This is a genomic window from Streptomyces sp. NPDC058307 (assembly GCF_042880295.1).
Taxonomy (GTDB): Bacteria; Actinomycetota; Actinomycetes; order Streptomycetales; family Streptomycetaceae; genus Streptomyces.
This window is the reverse complement of the sequence record NZ_JBHVYZ010000043.1, coordinates 25,745-41,481: the sequence shown is the minus strand read 5'-3', so window position 1 is coordinate 41,481 and position 15,737 is coordinate 25,745. Positions and strand designations below refer to the sequence as shown.

The following is a 15,737-nucleotide window of genomic DNA, read 5'->3' as shown; positions in this document are numbered from 1 at the left end:
GGGGTAAGAGCGATGAAGAGCGGACCGGCCGCAGCACCCCCAGGGATGGCCGGATTCGATTGCTGTCCGTCCTTCCTTGAGTCCGGGAGAAGAGGTGCCGTCCCAGGCTGGGAAACGGCTGAAATCGCCCGTCGAGTGAGGACTCTCTGGTCGACACACGGACGCATGCGTGCGGATCACTTAGGCGATTCACCAGTTTGCCGGAGGCAGACAGGGAAGATCCCGAAACTATTGGTGCTTTGCGGGTTGGCATGCCAACGTGGACGACCTTCCGAAACACCAGGTCAACGACGGTCAGTAACCTCTCCCGAGTGCACGGAGGCGCCCCTGTACCCCCACCATCCCAGCGATCCTTCCCGTCCCGATTCGCCGGACCCGGTGTACTGGGTCACGCCGCGCCACTTGTCCGGTGACGACGATGCGCTCGCCGAGCGGATCGGCGACACCTTGGCCGGCCTTGGCTGGCGCATGTGGCCCACTTCCCGCCACACCCTGCTGTATGTGAGCCCGGACGACCTGTGCGGTGCCGAGTGGATCCTCGCGGCCTACCCGTTCGAGCTGGGCGGACTGCCTGTTGCCTGGCAGTTGAGCGCCCGTCCGCACGCCACCTCGGCGATGACGGAGTGGAACGCGTACTTCACCACTGGCGTCCCGTACGAGGCGCTCGCCGATCTCCTCGCGGCGATCGACGCCCGCGAGGCACCCGATACCGACTTCGGCGGGGCCGAGACGGTGCTCAACGCGCTCAGTGCCCAAGGCTGGCTCCGCGACGTGGATCGCCCCCACACCACCGCCACGGACCCCGGTCTCTCCGGCTGCGTCTCCCTGGAGCTGATGCCACCGCTCATCCAGGACGCCGACCCGCGCCCTGACTTGGTGGGCTGGCAGGCGTGGGCGGAACCCGTGCTCGGCGCCCCGTACCTGTGGTGTGCCAGCTTCAGCGCCAGCGTTCCGAACGGCCTGGTGGCCGCGTTCACGTCATCGCTTACCTCACGGGTCCCGGTGCCCCGCCGAATAGTGCCCAAGAGCGCCGAGGGGCGGCTCACAGTCGTCCGCCGTAGTTGACGATCCACGCCCTAACGGACCCCTGAACTTGTGCCCTTGTGATGGCCAAGACAGTCCGCGACTACGGCGCCCCGCCCCCGCCGGGAAGCACAGCAAGAGTGTCGCGGACGAGAGCGACGCGGGCGGCAGCCCCGTTCTGCCCGTAAGTGAACAACAGGGCCGCGGCAAACACAGCAGCGAAGACGGCGAATCCGAACCACGCAGGCAAGAACGAGCCGATGAGGCGCACTGTGACTGCACTGACTGCTGCTGCGACGGCGAGGCTGCCAAGGACGACCAAGGCAAGACGACGGCCGTCGACGCGGTCGCGCCCGGGGTCCTCACCGAGCTGCTCCTCGGGTAGCAGCGCCAGGTAGCGACCATGAGCGCATGCCTGCACGATGTGCAGCGCGGCGGCGGCCAAGTCCTTCGGTGCATCGGGCTTGCCCGTGGTGAGTTGTTCCACCAAGCCGAACAACGCATCGGCCACTCGACGCGTGTGCGGTTCCATCGCGCCCCGCAGACGGACACGCGTGGCGCGGTCGAGACCTCGGTTGGTCGCGAATCCGAGGGCAAACGACCCGGTGTCGGTATGCATCGTCGCGTTCACGTGCCGGCTGTGGGGCGCCATGCCCGCCGCACAACGGCCGGTCACAACGACCGCCTTGGCAAGTGTTGCGCCCATGCGGTGCACGTCCCTGAGCAAGCGAGCGCGTTCAGGACCGGCTTCGGCACCGGCCAAGGCCGATGTGGCGAAGAGGAGCCCGAGGCCGACGAACACCGGGGCGTCCGCTCCCGAGTATCTGAATGCACGCCAGCGCGCCGTCCATCGACGGCGAAGCCACCACACCGCAAGGATGCCGTAGAAGCCGACAACAACGCCAGCAGCCCCCGCCCGGTCGGACGCAGTGGTGGATGCCGGTGACGAGCTGAGCCAGTGCGGAGCCGAAGGACTGGTGACATACCACGTCAGCAGCCCAGACGAGACCAGGAACAGGACGGCACCCACCGCTTCGCGGGCGTAGTTCCGCAGGGCTGGGGGAGGTAACTGCGCGCCAGCTATCGCCTGCCAGTCGACGGCCTCCGTCTCGAAGCCAAAACGCGTACAAGCGTGGCGCGCGGCGTAGAGCATGTGGCCAACCGAGGAGTCTCGACGGTTCAGCGCACGTCGACGCAGTTCAACCGGGCTGGACGGTATGTGGACCACAAGGTGTTGGCACAGATCCCGGTGCGAGCAATCGTAGTAGGCACACAGGTTCCGTACGTAGACCCGATTTGCCTCGCGGACTCGCCCGTTTCGGAGCCCCAGGACCCAGGCCCACGGTGTACCAGCGCGTGCGGGCTCGTCTGCCGCCATGGAAGCCGTCCGGGCACGCAGATATCGCGTCGTGAGGACGGGGATCCATAAACCGACGACCCCGATCGGAAGGGAGACCAGCCCCCGTAAGAATGCGATGATCACGCTTCCCCTTAATAGTCACGTGATCGGCAAGTTAGCGAAAGTGAAACCGGGCGCCAACGGCACCCTGCCTCCAAGGTCATGGAGCCGGTGTCCACCGGCTCCACACCGCTGCGACGAGCTGCCCGACTTTGCCTTGCCGCGCCGGCTTTCGGAGTAGACAACATCGTGCGTTGGCCACGCGTAGCGGTCTCCAAGCAGTCACCGTCGGGTCGTTGACCAGCGGAGCAGGGAGGTCCATGTCGATCCAGACGGCCTTCCCTGCCTCCTGACCACCCGCTTTACCGGTGACCCTCTGCCTTGGCAGAGGGTCACCGGCGTATACCCGGATTACCGTGCGTTGCGAGGCCCGTCGTGTCGGCTGGGCGAGGGCCGGGCAGTAGTTGCGCCCTTCGCCGCAGCGGTGGTGTGGTTGGGCATCGGGGTGGCGTCGGCGGGCAGGTCGGCCATGCGTCGCAGCCGCCACACGAGCACGTCGCTGATCGACCCGGCGGTGCCCAGCTCCCGCCGCCTGGCAGCCTCGGTCAGCAGCGCCGCCGGGTCGTGGCCGGCGCTCTCGGCGTCGGCGAGCGTGGCGGCCAGGGCGTGCCAGCCCGGTTCGGTGAGAACCTGATCCGCCAACTCCGGCACCGCCTGACGCAGGTGGACGGTCTGCCTCTGGCGCAGAGACTGCGACAGGCGCTGACCCCGCTGGTGCAGCACGCCCAGTGGGACGTTGGCAGCGGCCTGATAGGCGGCGCGCAAGTGCTCGGCGGCCTCCCGGGCAGCGGCTGCCTGCTGAGCGTGCCCCTTCTTCGCATGCCAGTGAGCGGCGGCGGTGACGAGGAAGAACGCCATGTCGATCACCATCGCCGTGGTCGCCCCGTCTTCCCCGCGGCCGAGCGCCGGCCCGCTGTAGACGAGATCGCGGGCTGCTTGGCGCAGGGCGCGGTCGTGCCCGCGCTCGGCTTTGATGTGGGAGCGGGTGGCCCGCTCGAACACGAAGGCCGCCTCGCGCAGTTCGGTGCGGGTGTGGGCGGCGGAGGTTTTGGCGAGCGCATCTAGGACCTCCCCGGCCGCCGCGATGTGCGCGGCCACCGCCGCGTCCTCACCGTCGTCGACGACCAGCACCGCCTGCCATACCGCCGCGGCTGCCCGGCGCCGCGCAGTAGCCGGACCGCTTGGCGCGGGATCGGAGGCTCGGTCGGACGGTGCCCTGTCGCTTCGGTCGGCAGCGTCGTTGTCGCCGGAGAAGCGTTTGCGGACGCGGGGCAGGGACAGGTCGGGGGAGAGGGTGGAGCCCGCGTAGAACACCGGCTCCTTCTCGCCGTTGCGGTTGTCCGGGAGGGCGACCTTGTAGCCGAGCAGGTCGCCGGAGGGCGCGACGCGCTTGCGGATCAGCAGGCCGGCAGCAGCCAGGCGGTCGAAGAACTCCTCCTCGCTCGTCGCTCCCGCCACTGCCCGCCGTACGGTCTCCCGCAGTTCCTCGCGTGCCGGTTGTTCCCTGCCCTCACGTTCGGCCTTGTGGAGTTCGGCGCTGGCGGGGCGCTTGGCGGCGGTGCCGTCCCCGGGTGGGACGCGGCGCAGGTCGTAGTCGGCTTCGATGCGGCGGGCTTCGGCCTGGGCGCGGCGGGCCTCGTTGTGCAGGCGGGGCCGGCGGCCGTCGTCGCGGACGAGGGTGGCGATGATGTGGATGTGGTCGTCGGCATGGCGGACGGCTGCCCACCGGCAGGCGGCTTCGTCGCCGTCGGGGGCGATGCCGGTGGCGGCGACCATGCGGCGGGCGATGGCCGCCCAGTCCTCGTCGGTCAGGATCGGATCCTCCGGGGCAGCCCGCACCGACAGATGCCACACGTGCTTCTCGGGGCGCTTGCCGACGGGCAGGGCGTTGACGGGCTGGTCGAGCAGGCGCTGAAGCTGCTCGTAGGTGGTCTTCGGGTCGCGGCCGGGGTCGGGGGTGAGCGGGTCGAAGGCGGCCACCAGGTGGGGATCGATGTGTTCCTCTTCGGTGCCGGGGCCGTACAGGTAGCGGATCAGCCCGATGGTCTCGCTGCCGCGCTTGTGGATGCTGGGGATCACGCCGGGGCACCGCCGTTGCGGTGGGCGAGCAGGGCGTCGGCGGCGTCCTCCATGCGGCGGGCCGCGCTGCCGACGGCCTCGGCCGCAGCATCCAGGTGGGGTGCGTCGGCGCCGGAGTTGAGGGCCTTGGCGACCTGGTTGAACAGGCCGTGGATGCGGCCCAGGTGCCGGCGGGCGGCGAACAGCTCGTCGATGACCTCTCGTTCGGTGGCGACCTCGGCGGCGGTGCGGGTCAGGTCGCGGGCGGCTTTGTCGACGGAGTAGGCGAGGAAAGCGGCGTTGGACATCTGGCAGTGGGCGGCGGCGTCAGTGAAGCGCTTGAACTCGGCGTCGTTCATGCGGCAGCTGGGCTGGTGCAGGCGCTTGCGCGATGTCGGCTGACGCGGGCGCTGACGTCTCTTCGCAAGGGACTCGGCCTGCCGTTCCCTTCCCTGCTGCGGTCCGCCCTCGGTCGCAGCCTGACGGTCCGGTGCCCCCTGGCGCCGGGCTGTTCCCGCCACCCCCGGGGCGGGAATCCCGGGAGCATTGCTCCCGGGACAACTTGCTGGGCTGGTGGTTGGGGCGGTCATCTCCCTTTGGCTGGCGGGCAGTTCGTGGTGCGAGTCGTGCATTCGACGGTCTTCCTTGGGCGTTGTGGGGGGAGCGGGTTCAGTGGGGGTGGCCGGCGCGAGTGGCCTTCAGTTCGGCCTTGACGGTGCGGACGACCTCTCCGGCGGTGTCGCTGGCGACGCTGTAGCCGTCCTCGCGAACGGTGTCCTCCAGCAGGTCGCGGGAGAGGCGTCCGGTCTCGTCGTGGATGCGATGGGCGTAGTCGGTGAGGACGGCTCGTGTCGCGCGCGGCTTGGGGCCTGGCTTCTTTGCCTTCGCCCGTGCGGCCTTGCCCGGATCAGCATCCGGCGGTTCCTCGCCCGGTTTCGGTTCTGGGCTCGTGGTGGTGCGGGCGGGCCGGTGCGGGCGGTTTTCGGGCTCCGGGTGGGCAGCCCGGTGGGCCGTGTCATCCGCGCCCGCATCGTTCTCGGGCGGGCGGCCCGGATTCTCTGCCCGCCTCGTCGCTGTGGAGCGCGGGCGGGCAGGCGTGGAGCCGCTCGGCGTGCCCGCGGTAAGGGCGGGCCAGCGCCGGGGCAGGGAAACGGAGGCCAGAGCGAGGGCCTGTTGCCGGGTGGCGAGCTTGCGCAGGAGCAGCTCGTCCTGGCGCTTGTCGCGGTCGACGTCGGCCTGCTCCAGTGCTTGGTGCAGGTGGCGGGTGAGGCGCCGGCCTCGCCCCTTGGCACGCCGTTCGGGCGTCATGGCTTCTGCCCGGAGGATCAGGGTGACGGCCCGGTCGAGGGCGCGCTCGCGGATGATCCAGGTGGCGTCCGCGTCCCGGTCGGCGATCCCCAGGCGGGCCAGCAGCCGTTCCCGTATCTGCCGGGCGAGGACGGCGGTCAGGCTGTGGGAGTCGGCGTGCGGGCTGCGGTTGCGCAGTTCGATGCCCATGGCCAGGTGCCACAGCATCGCCGCCAGGACCGGGCCGACGAAGGCCCGCACGGTGCCGCCCACCGGGCCGGACTCGGCGTAGGCGGGCACGATCTGCACGGCGGTGATCACCCAGGTGAGGGTGCCGGGAAGGCCGGGCGCCTGCTTCGGGCCGTTGAGGTTCTGCCGGGCCATCAGGGCGGCGGCGAACAGGGCGAGCTCGGCGGCGGCGAACATCGCGGCGCGCTCGATGGCACTGCCCATGTCGAGGTAGTCGGCGGCGAATCGCCAACTGGTGTCCGCGCTGTAGGCGGTGCAGCCGATCGCGGCGACGGCTGCGACCGGGATGGCAGCGGTGCCACGGCGCTCCCCGACACCGGGCGTCCGGTTGCGTCGGCGCAGCAGCCATCCAGCGAGCAGGGCCACGACGAGGGACAGGACTGCGCCGGCCGCCGACGAGGTGGTCCAGTGAGGCGGGAGCGACATAGTGCCGCTGTCGGCGCTTACGTGTGCGGTGTTGCCGAGGGTCATGCAGACGGTCTCCAAGGGGAGGAAAGCGAGGGAGTGAGGGGCGTTCACGGAGGGGGCGTACACGCGGGCCCCCTTCTAAAGGGGGCCCCGCGCGTGATCGCTTGGGCGCGTGCACGGCGTGGACGCTCGCGTGATCGCTTGACCTGCGGTTTTGCGATCAGCGTGCGCGCTGTGAGCGCTTCACGGCGGCATCTGAGCGAGTGGGCCGCGTGTACGGTCGCGTGATCGCTTCGCGCGGGCCTGTGGGGCTCAGCCGACGGCGGTGAGGTGGCGTGCGGAGGCGTAGTAGCGGGTCTGCTGCCCGCCTCCGGCGCCCCCGGCGACCCCGTCGGCCTTGGTGGCCAGGCCGTTGTCGACGAGGCGGCCCAGGTGGCGTCGTGCCTTCTCCACGTCGGCGCGGTCGGGGTCGCACCCGCCGAGCAGGGCGACTGCCAGGTCTCGGGCGGTCATCCCGTTCGGGGCGTTGCGGATCAGGACGGCGGGGTCCTTGGTGGGGTCGACCGTGGTGGTGCCGCGCACGTGGTCGTGGGTGACGTCCAACGGGCCGACCTCCCCGGTGGGGGTCTTGAGGTGGTGCAGGGTGACGGCAGGGTCGCCGGCCTTGCCGGTGACGAACAGCACGCTGCCTGCGCCGGAGACGTACCAGGTGGAGCCGTAGACCTGGTCCAGGCTGGGGCGTTGACCGCGCGGGGCGTCGGCGGTTGCCTTGCGCTGGTGGTGCAGCTCCAGGATCTCCACGCCGCCTCGCAGGGCGCGATTGCGGGCGTTGTGGAAGGTGACCGCAAGGCTGTCGTCGACCATCGTGCTCACCGCGTCCTTGAGGCTGTCGATCACGATGGTGTCGGCCCGGTGGGCGGCGGCGAGATCGGCGAGGAGGTCGGGCTCCTTGTCCAGGCTGGCGGGCAGCGGGCCCTCCCAGACGACGAGCCGCTCGCGCAGGATCTTCTCGTCGGTGTCGAAGACCCGGCGGGACATGGCCTTGGCGATCTGCTTCGGGCGGTCCATAGCCAGGTAGAGCACCCGCCTGCTGGGCGCGACCGGCATCTCCAGGACCGTCTCCTGCAGGCCGAGGCGGGCGAAGACCACCTGGTGGGCCAGGGTGGTCTTACCGACCCCCGGTGCGCCGACGATCATCAGGCTCTCGCCCGGTGCCCAGACCGTCTTGTCGCGCGTTCCCCACAGAGGTTCGGCGTGCGCGCCGGTCTCCTTGACGAAGGTCCATCCGTCTTTGGCGAAGCGGGACAGGCGGCCGTGGCCCGAGGCGAGCGCGCGTTCGCGCTCGGCGCGTACCTCCGCTTCGATCTCGCCGCGGATCTCGTCGGGGTCGGCGCCCGGCTCCTGGGCGCGTTGGACGGTCCGTATGGCGGAGGCGCGCAGGCGGCGCAGGTCGGCTTTCTTGCGGATGATCTCCGCGTGGTGCTCCGCGTTGCCGGTGCCGTAGAGCGCACCGGCGAGCTGGTGCAGGTAGACGGCACCGCCGACACGCTTCAAGTCCCCCTGCTCCTGGAGCAGCTCGCTGAGGACGATCGGGTCGGTCGGCCTGCCCTCGCGATGCAGGGCGAGCAGCGCACGCCAGACAGTCTCGTGCGCGGGGCGATAGAAGGCGTCGTCGCCCAGGATGGGCCGGACCGTGTCGATGACGTCGCTGTCGTGCATGCAGGCGCCGAGCACCGCGCTCTCGGCCTCCAAGTTGAAAGGAGCCTGCGCAGACTCGTCCGGAGACGGCGTGGGGCCGTATCCGAAGTGGGATGGCATCTCGTGCATGTGACCCGTACTCTGGGTCAATAGGACTCCTCTCCCGGCAGGCCACATGGAGCGCCAACTCCGGCCACCGGCACAGATCGTCAAGGTTGGGCGGTTGTGAGGATTTCCGCTTCGCCCCCGGTGTTCCAGCACCGGGGGTTTCTGCTTGTCCAGCCGCGTTCACCGCCGGACGCCATAAGTCTACCCCGGACATTCGGGAGACGTCTAGTTGCATTCGGCTTCCAAATGATGTTAACTGGTTCACCCTAGGCCGCAGCTGTACGGCAGGCCCGCACGATGAGGAGGTGAAGATGGCCAGCGGCAAGGGCGACGACGACGCGAGCGCCACGAACGCGCGGCCGCCGGTCGAGGACAACATCGCCGAGCGCGTGAAGCTGGAGCGCGAGGCACGCGGCTGGAGCTCGGTCACCCTGGCCGAGAAGATGGCCGAGGCCGGCCACCCCATCGGCCAGTCCGCGATCTGGCGCATCGAGAGCGGCAAGCCGCGCCGCCGCATCAACACCGACGAGGCGCTCGGCTTCTGCAAGGTCTTCGACATGACCCTCGACGAACTGGCCAGCCCGCCAGGGCAGATGGCCAACCCGATCATCCGTCGGCTGGTCGGCGAGTACGTCGAGCTGTGGAAGGAATGGCGTTCCCTCGGAAAGTCCATGGACGCGATCCAGGACCAGCTCCGGGAGTACACCAAGGCCAACCCGGACCAGGACACCATGGTCCGCAACCTGCTCGCCCACGAACTGGACGCTGCCTCCAACGGCGACTTCCACCGCCACAAGGGAGCCCGCTCCCGGCTGATCCGCTGGCTCGGCGACGCCTTCAACCCGCAGGCCCCCACCGACGCTGACGGCGACGAGTAACCCACCCGCCGCCAGGCCCTCGGTGCTGCGAACACCCAGGGCCCACCACCGCGTCACCTTCGCGCGTCTGCGCAACCGCCCAACCACCCACACCACCACGACCGGTCCGACCGGAGTTGGCGCTCCGTACGTGACCGGGTGAGGAGCCCTCTTGCCCGAGTTCCCCCTGCCCGTAACCCAGATCGCCCAGCTGCTCGGCATCCCCGAGGGTGCCCTGCGCACCCTGATGGCCGAGCGGGACGACGAACCAGGCGACCCCACCCTCGTCGGGCTCACCGTCGAGGAGGCCGCCCGCCGCCTCGGCATCGGCCGGACGAAGATGTACGAGTACGTCTCGTCCGGCGAGATCCGGTCCGTCAAGATCGGCAGTCTGCGCCGCATACCCGCCGAGGCGGTCGGAGAATTCCTAGCCCGCCGCTATCGGACCACGGACTTCGGCACTGCAGCCTGAGCGAGGCGCACATGGCACAGCCGAAGAAGCCCCGCACGTCCCGGCAGCCCAACGGCGCCTCCACCATCTACCTTGGCAAGGACGGCCGTTGGCACGGCCGCGTCACCGTCGGCGTCAAGGACGACGGCAGCCCGGACCGCCGCCACGCCAGCCGCAAGACGCGCGCCGAGATCACCAAGGTCGTACGCGAGCTGGAACGCCAGCGCGACGCCGGCAGCGTCCGCAAGGCCGGACAGCACTGGACGGTGCAGACCTGGCTCACGCACTGGGTGGAGAACATCGCCGCGCCGAGCGTCGGCGAGTACACGATCGACGGCTACCGAGTCGCCGTCTACCGCCACCTCATCCCCGGTCTGGGAGCCCATCGCCTGGAGAAACTCGAGCCCGAGCACATCGAACGGCTCTACAAGAAGATGCAGGAGGCAGGCAGCGCCGCCGGCACCGCGCACCAGGCCCACCGCACCCTGAACACCTCCCTCAACGAGGCTGTGCGGCGGCGGCACATCACCCTCAACCCCGTCTCGATCGCCAAGGCGCCGAAGCTGGAGGAAGAGGAGGTCGAGCCGTACACGGTCGAGGAGGTTCAGCGCCTCCTGCTGGAAGCCGGTAAGCACCGCAACACCGCCCGGTGGGTCATCGCCCTCGCACTCGGCCTGCGCCAGGGCGAGGTCCTCGGCCTGCAGTGGGAGGACGTCCACTTCGACACCGGTGTGATCCGTGTTCGGCAGAGCCGCCTGCGGCCCCGCTACAAACACGGCTGCGGTGATCGCTGCGGTCGTAAGGCCGGGTATTGCCCGCAGAAGGTCAACATCCGCAAGGAGACCAAGGGAACGAAGTCCAAGGCGGGCAAGCGTCCGATCGGTGTCCCCGAGGAACTCCTGAAGCTGCTCCAGCAGCACCAGGAGGAGCAGGCCCGCGAGCGCGCCCTCGCTCGCGACCTGTGGGTGGAGAAGGGGTACGTGTTCACCTCGCTGACCGGTGAGCCGCTCAACCCCAACACCGATTACCACCGCTGGAAGGACCTGCTGAAGGCCGCCGGCGTCCGCGACGGCCGTCTCCACGACGCCCGCCACACTGCGGCGACCGTGCTGCTCATCCTCGGCGTCCCCGATGCGGTGGTCGACCGGATCATGGGCTGGGAGCCCGGCAACTCCGCCCGGATGCGCCGCCGCTACCAGCACCTGACCGGTCGTGTTCTGAGGGACACGGCTGCCAAGGTCGGCGGACTCCTGTGGCCGGTAGCCGCCGGCGGAGGGGAGGGGGCCACCGAAGCCGCCCACGCCTCCGCTGGCGTGTCGGTGCACGTCGCTTGCATCGGCGAGTACCTCGTCCCCTTCCACGACCGAGGGCACGCCGACTTCCTCCTGGACCGCTGGCGCTCCGAACGGCCTGGCCAGGTGGCCGAGGTGGAGGAGTGGGACCGGCGGAAGTGGGAGAGGGAAGGGCCTGGTGGCCTGAGCGCCGTGCGCGACCGCCTTCCCGACCGCCGCGTCGTCCACCACGCCCACGCCGCCTTCCTGCCCGGCGGGGCGCGTGAGTCGGGAACTGGTCTCGATCCCTGGTCGGTGGACGCCTGGGAGTTCGAAACGGACCTCTACACCGACCAGGTGGTGCGCTGGAGCACTCTTCGCCGACTGGGAGGAGAGATCGACGTTCGGGCGAGCGGCACGGACGAAGGAGCCGTGGCGGCGGCCTTTGTTGCGGCTTGCGCACAGGCCGTGGATCGCGCGAAGGATCCGGGGAAGTACGGCGACAGCGACGAGCGGTAGTTGGAGCCGAAGCGGGTGGGCTGCACCACGGCAGGTGCAGCCCATCCAGTTATGGCGGGGCAGGTCCATCCATCAACGATCCATGGTTTCCTGAATTCAGGAATCTATGTACTGTCGTGCTGTGCTGACTGTTGCCTCCGACATCGAGGTGCTGGCCCGCTTCGGCCGTGCGCTCGCCGACCCGATCCGCTGCCGCATCCTGCTCGCGCTGTGTAAGGCCCCGGCCTACCCCGCCGATCTCGCCGAGGCGCTCGGCGTCTCGCGCACCCGGCTCTCCAATCACCTCGCATGCCTGCGCGACTGCGGCCTGGTCGTCACGCTGCCCGACGGTCGCCGCACCCGCTACGAACTGGCGGACGAGCGCCTCGGCCACGCGCTGGACGACCTGCGTGCCGCAGTGGTCGCCGTGGAGACCGACCGCACCTGTGTCGACGCCGACGACAAGGGATGTTGCTGATGACCGCGATATCCCTCGGGCCTTCCTCAGCCCGCCGAGACGAACTCGCCCGTCGAATACGTCTGTTGGTCACGGCGACCATCACCTACAACGTCATAGAAGCGATCGTCGCCATCACCGCCGGCACTCTTGCCTCATCCACCGCCCTGATCGGCTTCGGCCTGGACTCCGTCATAGAGGTCTCCTCTGCCGCTGCGGTGGCCTGGCAGTTCTCCGCCCGTGAGCATGCCGTGCGCGAGGCACGGGAGAAGACAACGCTGCGGATCATCGCGCTTTCGTTCTTTGTGCTTGCCGCCTACGTCACTGTCGACGCCGTCCGCGCGCTCGCTGGCACGGGGGAGGCGGAGCGCTCCATCCCCGGCATCGTGCTCGCCGCGCTCTCCCTCGCGGTCATGCCGTTCCTGTCAGCCGCACAACGTCGCGCAGGCCGTGAGTTCGGCTCAGCCAGCGCGGTCGCCGACTCCAAGCAGACGCTGCTGTGCACGTACCTCTCGGCCGTGCTCCTCGGTGGCCTGGTCCTCAACGCCACCCTCGGCTGGTCGTGGGCCGACCCCATCGCCGCCCTCGTCATCGCCGCCGTTGCCACAAAGGAAGGCCGCGACGCCTGGCAGGGCAAGGGATGCTGCGCGCCCTCCGCAGTGGCGGCCCCGGCCATCGAGACTCAGGCGGACGGTGCGTGTGGCTGCCGCCCAGGCTGCGATTGCTGCAACTGACCGCCCGTAGACATCCAGGGAGCCCTGGGCCTGATCGCGGAAGCTTGTCCAATCCAGTGACCTTCGTCAGCTGCCTAGAGCGAGGAGGGCCGCTGCAGCGGAGACCAGTGCAAGCGCGGTGAACAGGCCGGGATAACCGCCGAGTGGTCCGGCCAGCGCGGCTCCCGCGAACGGGGCCAGGGCAGACGCGATGGTAGCGGGGGCGGCCAGGAGCCCGGACAGATGCCCGTAGTGCGTGGTGCCCCAGCGGTCGGTGACGGCGGTGGCCTGGAGCAGGGTGAGGTTGCCGCGCACCATGCCGGCCGCGATCGCGATGCCCACGAGCAGGGGGAAGGGGCCAGAGACCAGCGCGAAGGCGGCGGTCGTGGTCCCGCCGAGGGTGATCAGGGTGACGGTGCGGGTGGTGACGCCGGTGTGGTTCGCGAGGGTTGAGTACAGGGTGCGGCCGAGGGTCTGCCCTGCGCCCCCCAGGCCGAGGGCCCAGGCGGCGGCGGTGGGGCTGGCGCCGCGACTGATCAGTAGGGGGACGAGGGCGATGACGACCGCGTACATGGCGAAGCTGTTCAGCGTGAGCGCGGTGGCGAGCATCAGGAACGGTCGGCTGTGGGTCACCGAGCCGCTGTTGGTGTCCCGTTGGGAGGAAGACGCTGGTGCGGGTGGCCAAGTTCCTCGTAGCGCGAGGGCGTGGGCGGGGATGGTAACGAGGGCCAGGAGCAGCGCGAGTACGGCGTATGTGGTGCGCCAACTCAGGTGCTCGGCGAGTGTTGCGGTCAGCGGGGCGAAGACAGTGGAGGCCAGGCCGCCGGCGAGCGTGACGACGGTGAGGGCGCGGATGCGGTCCCGTCCCCACCAGCGGGTGAGGGCGGCGAAGGCGGGCTGGTAGAAGGTGGCGGCCATGGCCACTCCGGCCAGGAGCCAGGCGGCGGTGAAGGCCGCGAGGTTGGGCGCGTAGGCGATGGCCAGCACGGCGACGACACCCAGGACAGAGCCGGTGGTCATCACGGCGCGCGGGCCGCGGCGGTCGAGGATGCGCCCGACGGGGATGCCGGTGAGGGCGGAGACCAGCAGGCCGCCCGAGAAGGCCGCGGTGGTGGCGGTGGTCGACCAGCCTGTGGCCGCGGTGATCTCCGGGTTCAGCACCGGGAAGGCGTAGTAGACGATTCCCCAGCTGGTGATCTGGGTGGCGCACAGGGCGGGCAGGGCGGCGCGAGGCCGTGACCGGTCCCCCGTACCGGTCACGGCCCCGCTGGTGTGGGGATGGGCCATCGGCGGAGTCAGCAGCAGCCGCCCGCGACGGCCGGTTCCTTCGAGTCCGTTTCGGCCTCGACCGGGCCGGTGGCGCAGCAGGTGCCGCCCTGCTGCTTGGCCAGCGAGTCGGCGTCGGCCTTGACGACGTAGACCTCCCAGGGTTCCTGGCCGGGGCCGTGGACCCAGACCTTGTCCTGGAGGGCGTAGCAGCAGGTTGTGTCGTTCTCCACGTCGGTGGCCAGGCCGGCCTCGCCGAGGCGGGCGGTGGCGGCGTGGACGGCTTCGGTCGTCTCGACTTCGACGCCGAGGTGGTCCAGGCGGGTTGCCTCATCTGGAGTGCCTTCGATGAGGACGAGCTTGAGCGGGGGCTCGGTGACGGCGAAGTTGGCGTATCCGTCGCGGAGCTTGGCGGGCTCGGTACCGAACAGCTTGCTGTAGAAGGCGACCGAGGCATCGAGATCCGGGACACGGATGGCGAGCTGTACGCGGGACATGGCGAACCTCCTTGATAGGGATGGCGGGTTCAGCAGCCGCCGGCGGTCGTGGCCGGGGTGCCGATGCCGATCTGCAGGGTGGCCGGGGCCGCGCAGCAACCGCCGCCGTCACCGCTGGGCGCAGCTGCGCTCTCGTCGAGGAGGCCGCCTCCACTGCACACGCCCGTCTCGGGCAGGACCAGTTCGACGCGTTCGGCGGCTTCCTGGTCGCCGGCGAGGGCGGCGGTGATGGAGCGGACCTGCTCGTAGCCGGTCATCGCGAGGAAGGTGGGGGCGCGGCCGTAGGACTTCATGCCGACCAGGTAGATGCCCTGCTCGGGGTGGGAGAGCTCGCCCACGCCGTGCGGGTAGACGGTGCCGCAGGAGTGCACGTTCGGGTCGATGAGCGGGGCCAGGGCGGTCGGGGCCTGGAGGCGTTCGTCGAGGCCGAGGCGGAGTTCGGCGAGGAAGGAGAGGTCGGGGCGCATGCCGGTGAGCACGATGACCTCGTCGACGGGGTCCAGGTGGCGGCCGTCCTCGGCGACGAGGACGAGCTGCTCGCCGTCGCGCTCCACGGCCTGGGTGCGGAATCCGGTGACCGCGCTGGCGTGGCTGGCCTCGACGGCGGCCTTGGCGCGCAGGCCCAGCGCGCCGCGGGCGGGGAGCTGGTCGGCCTCGCCGCCGCCGAAGGTGTTCGCGCCGATGCCCCGGCGCAGGATCCACACCGCGTGGGTGCCCGGCTCGTCCTTGGCCAGATCCGCGAGATAGGCGAGCGCGGTGAAGGCGGAGGCGCCGGAGCCGACGACGGCGGTGCGCTTGCCCGCGTACCGGGCCCGGACGGCCGGGTCCTTCAGGTCGGGGACGCGGTACGACATGCGGTCGGCTGCCGCCTTTTCGCCGAGGGCGGGCAGGCCGTCGGCGCCCATTGGGCTGGGGATGGTCCAGGTGCCGGAGGCGTCGATGACGGCGCGGGCGGTAAGGCGTTCTTCTCCGCCATCCGTGGTCTGGATGTGCACGGTGAAGGGCTGTGCGTCGCGGTCGGCGTCGACGATGCGGTCCCGCCCCGCACGGGCCACGCCGGTGACCGTCGTGCCGTAGCGGACCTTGTCGCCCAGCACGTCGGCGAGCGGCTGGAGGTAGTGCTCGGCCCAGTCGCCGCCGGTGGGGTAGGTGGCGCCGTCGGGGCGCACCCAGCCCGTGGGGGCCAGGAGCTTCTCGGCGGCGGCGTTGGTGACCTCGGACCACGGGGAGAGCAGCCGGACGTGCGCCCAGTCGCGTACGGCGGTGCCGGCGGAGGGGCCAGCTTCCAGGACGAGCGGTTCGAGGCCGCGCTCGACGAGGTGGGCGGCGGCGGCCAGGCCGACCGGGCCGGCTCCGATAACCACGACAGGCAGCTGCTCGGTGGTGGGCGCGTTCACGGTGTTCCCCTTTTGTTTCGACGTCTGTCGATGTCTTGCG

Annotated in this window: 14 protein-coding genes; 6 read left to right on the top strand and 8 right to left on the bottom strand. The window is 70.3% G+C overall.

Annotated elements, in window-relative coordinates; all coding sequences use genetic code 11:
* Positions 1 to 378 precede the first annotated feature (378 nt).
* Positions 379 to 1,065, top strand: coding sequence for a DUF317 domain-containing protein (locus ACFVYN_RS27535; RefSeq protein WP_390002884.1), 687 nt, complete (start codon positions 379 to 381; stop codon positions 1,063 to 1,065).
* A gap of 61 nt (positions 1,066 to 1,126) precedes the next feature.
* On the opposite strand, the gene ACFVYN_RS27530 is transcribed toward ACFVYN_RS27535, so the two are convergent.
* The 5 genes from ACFVYN_RS27530 to ACFVYN_RS27510 form a co-directional block, all read right to left on the bottom strand.
* Entirely contained in the window at positions 1,127 to 2,176 is a 1,050-nt protein-coding gene (locus ACFVYN_RS27530) for a hypothetical protein (protein WP_390002882.1), read from the bottom strand.
* A 657-nt stretch (positions 2,177 to 2,833) separates the two neighbouring features.
* On the bottom strand, positions 2,834 to 4,561 hold the full coding sequence (locus tag ACFVYN_RS27525) for a relaxase/mobilization nuclease domain-containing protein (RefSeq protein WP_390002879.1): 1,728 nt from the start codon (positions 4,559 to 4,561) through the stop codon (positions 2,834 to 2,836).
* Positions 4,558 to 4,899 carry a plasmid mobilization relaxosome protein MobC gene (locus tag ACFVYN_RS27520; protein WP_390002877.1) on the bottom strand — a complete coding sequence of 114 codons (342 nt, stop codon included), beginning with the start codon at positions 4,897 to 4,899 and terminating at the stop codon, positions 4,558 to 4,560. The genes ACFVYN_RS27525 and ACFVYN_RS27520 overlap by 4 nt, the downstream gene beginning before the upstream one ends.
* Positions 4,900 to 5,209: 310 nt before the next feature.
* On the bottom strand, positions 5,210 to 6,502 hold the full coding sequence (locus ACFVYN_RS27515; RefSeq protein WP_390002944.1) for a hypothetical protein: 1,293 nt from the start codon (positions 6,500 to 6,502) through the stop codon (positions 5,210 to 5,212).
* Positions 6,503 to 6,796: 294 nt separating this feature from the next.
* Positions 6,797 to 8,311 carry a DnaB-like helicase N-terminal domain-containing protein gene (locus tag ACFVYN_RS27510; RefSeq protein WP_390002874.1) on the bottom strand — a complete coding sequence of 505 codons (1,515 nt, stop codon included), beginning with the start codon at positions 8,309 to 8,311 and terminating at the stop codon, positions 6,797 to 6,799.
* Between the two features lie 290 nt (positions 8,312 to 8,601).
* Between ACFVYN_RS27510 and ACFVYN_RS27505 the strand changes: the two genes are divergently transcribed.
* The 5 genes from ACFVYN_RS27505 to ACFVYN_RS27485 all read left to right on the top strand — a co-directional run bounded on the left by ACFVYN_RS27505 (position 8,602) and on the right by ACFVYN_RS27485 (position 12,558).
* Positions 8,602 to 9,168 (top strand): helix-turn-helix domain-containing protein, encoded by a 567-nt coding sequence (locus ACFVYN_RS27505; RefSeq protein ID WP_390002872.1) that lies wholly within the window; start codon positions 8,602 to 8,604, stop codon positions 9,166 to 9,168.
* Positions 9,169 to 9,319: 151 nt separating this feature from the next.
* A complete protein-coding gene (locus tag ACFVYN_RS27500) occupies positions 9,320 to 9,619 on the top strand; it encodes a helix-turn-helix domain-containing protein (protein ID WP_390002870.1) in 300 nt (99 codons plus the stop codon).
* Between the two features lie 11 nt (positions 9,620 to 9,630).
* Positions 9,631 to 11,388, top strand: coding sequence for a tyrosine-type recombinase/integrase (locus ACFVYN_RS27495; protein WP_390002868.1), 1,758 nt, complete (start codon positions 9,631 to 9,633; stop codon positions 11,386 to 11,388).
* A gap of 121 nt (positions 11,389 to 11,509) precedes the next feature.
* The gene (locus tag ACFVYN_RS27490; protein ID WP_390002865.1) at positions 11,510 to 11,845 is read left to right on the top strand and encodes an ArsR/SmtB family transcription factor; all 336 of its coding nucleotides are present in this window, start codon (positions 11,510 to 11,512) and stop codon (positions 11,843 to 11,845) included.
* Positions 11,845 to 12,558, top strand: a complete 714-nt coding sequence (locus tag ACFVYN_RS27485; RefSeq protein WP_390002863.1) for a cation transporter — start codon at positions 11,845 to 11,847, stop codon at positions 12,556 to 12,558. Before ACFVYN_RS27490 ends, ACFVYN_RS27485 begins: the two co-directional genes overlap by 1 nt.
* Positions 12,559 to 12,624: 66 nt before the next feature.
* Here ACFVYN_RS27485 and ACFVYN_RS27480 read toward each other — a convergent pair whose 3' ends face one another.
* The 3 genes from ACFVYN_RS27480 to ACFVYN_RS27470 are packed head-to-tail and all read right to left on the bottom strand — an operon-like array spanning position 12,625 to position 15,697.
* Positions 12,625 to 13,824, bottom strand: a complete 1,200-nt coding sequence (locus ACFVYN_RS27480) for an MFS transporter (RefSeq protein WP_390002861.1) — start codon at positions 13,822 to 13,824, stop codon at positions 12,625 to 12,627.
* An 8-nt stretch (positions 13,825 to 13,832) separates the two neighbouring features.
* On the bottom strand, positions 13,833 to 14,300 hold the full coding sequence (locus ACFVYN_RS27475) for an ArsI/CadI family heavy metal resistance metalloenzyme (protein WP_390002858.1): 468 nt from the start codon (positions 14,298 to 14,300) through the stop codon (positions 13,833 to 13,835).
* A gap of 29 nt (positions 14,301 to 14,329) precedes the next feature.
* The gene (locus tag ACFVYN_RS27470; RefSeq protein ID WP_390002856.1) at positions 14,330 to 15,697 is read right to left on the bottom strand and encodes an FAD-dependent oxidoreductase; all 1,368 of its coding nucleotides are present in this window, start codon (positions 15,695 to 15,697) and stop codon (positions 14,330 to 14,332) included.
* Positions 15,698 to 15,737: the final 40 nt, after the last annotated feature.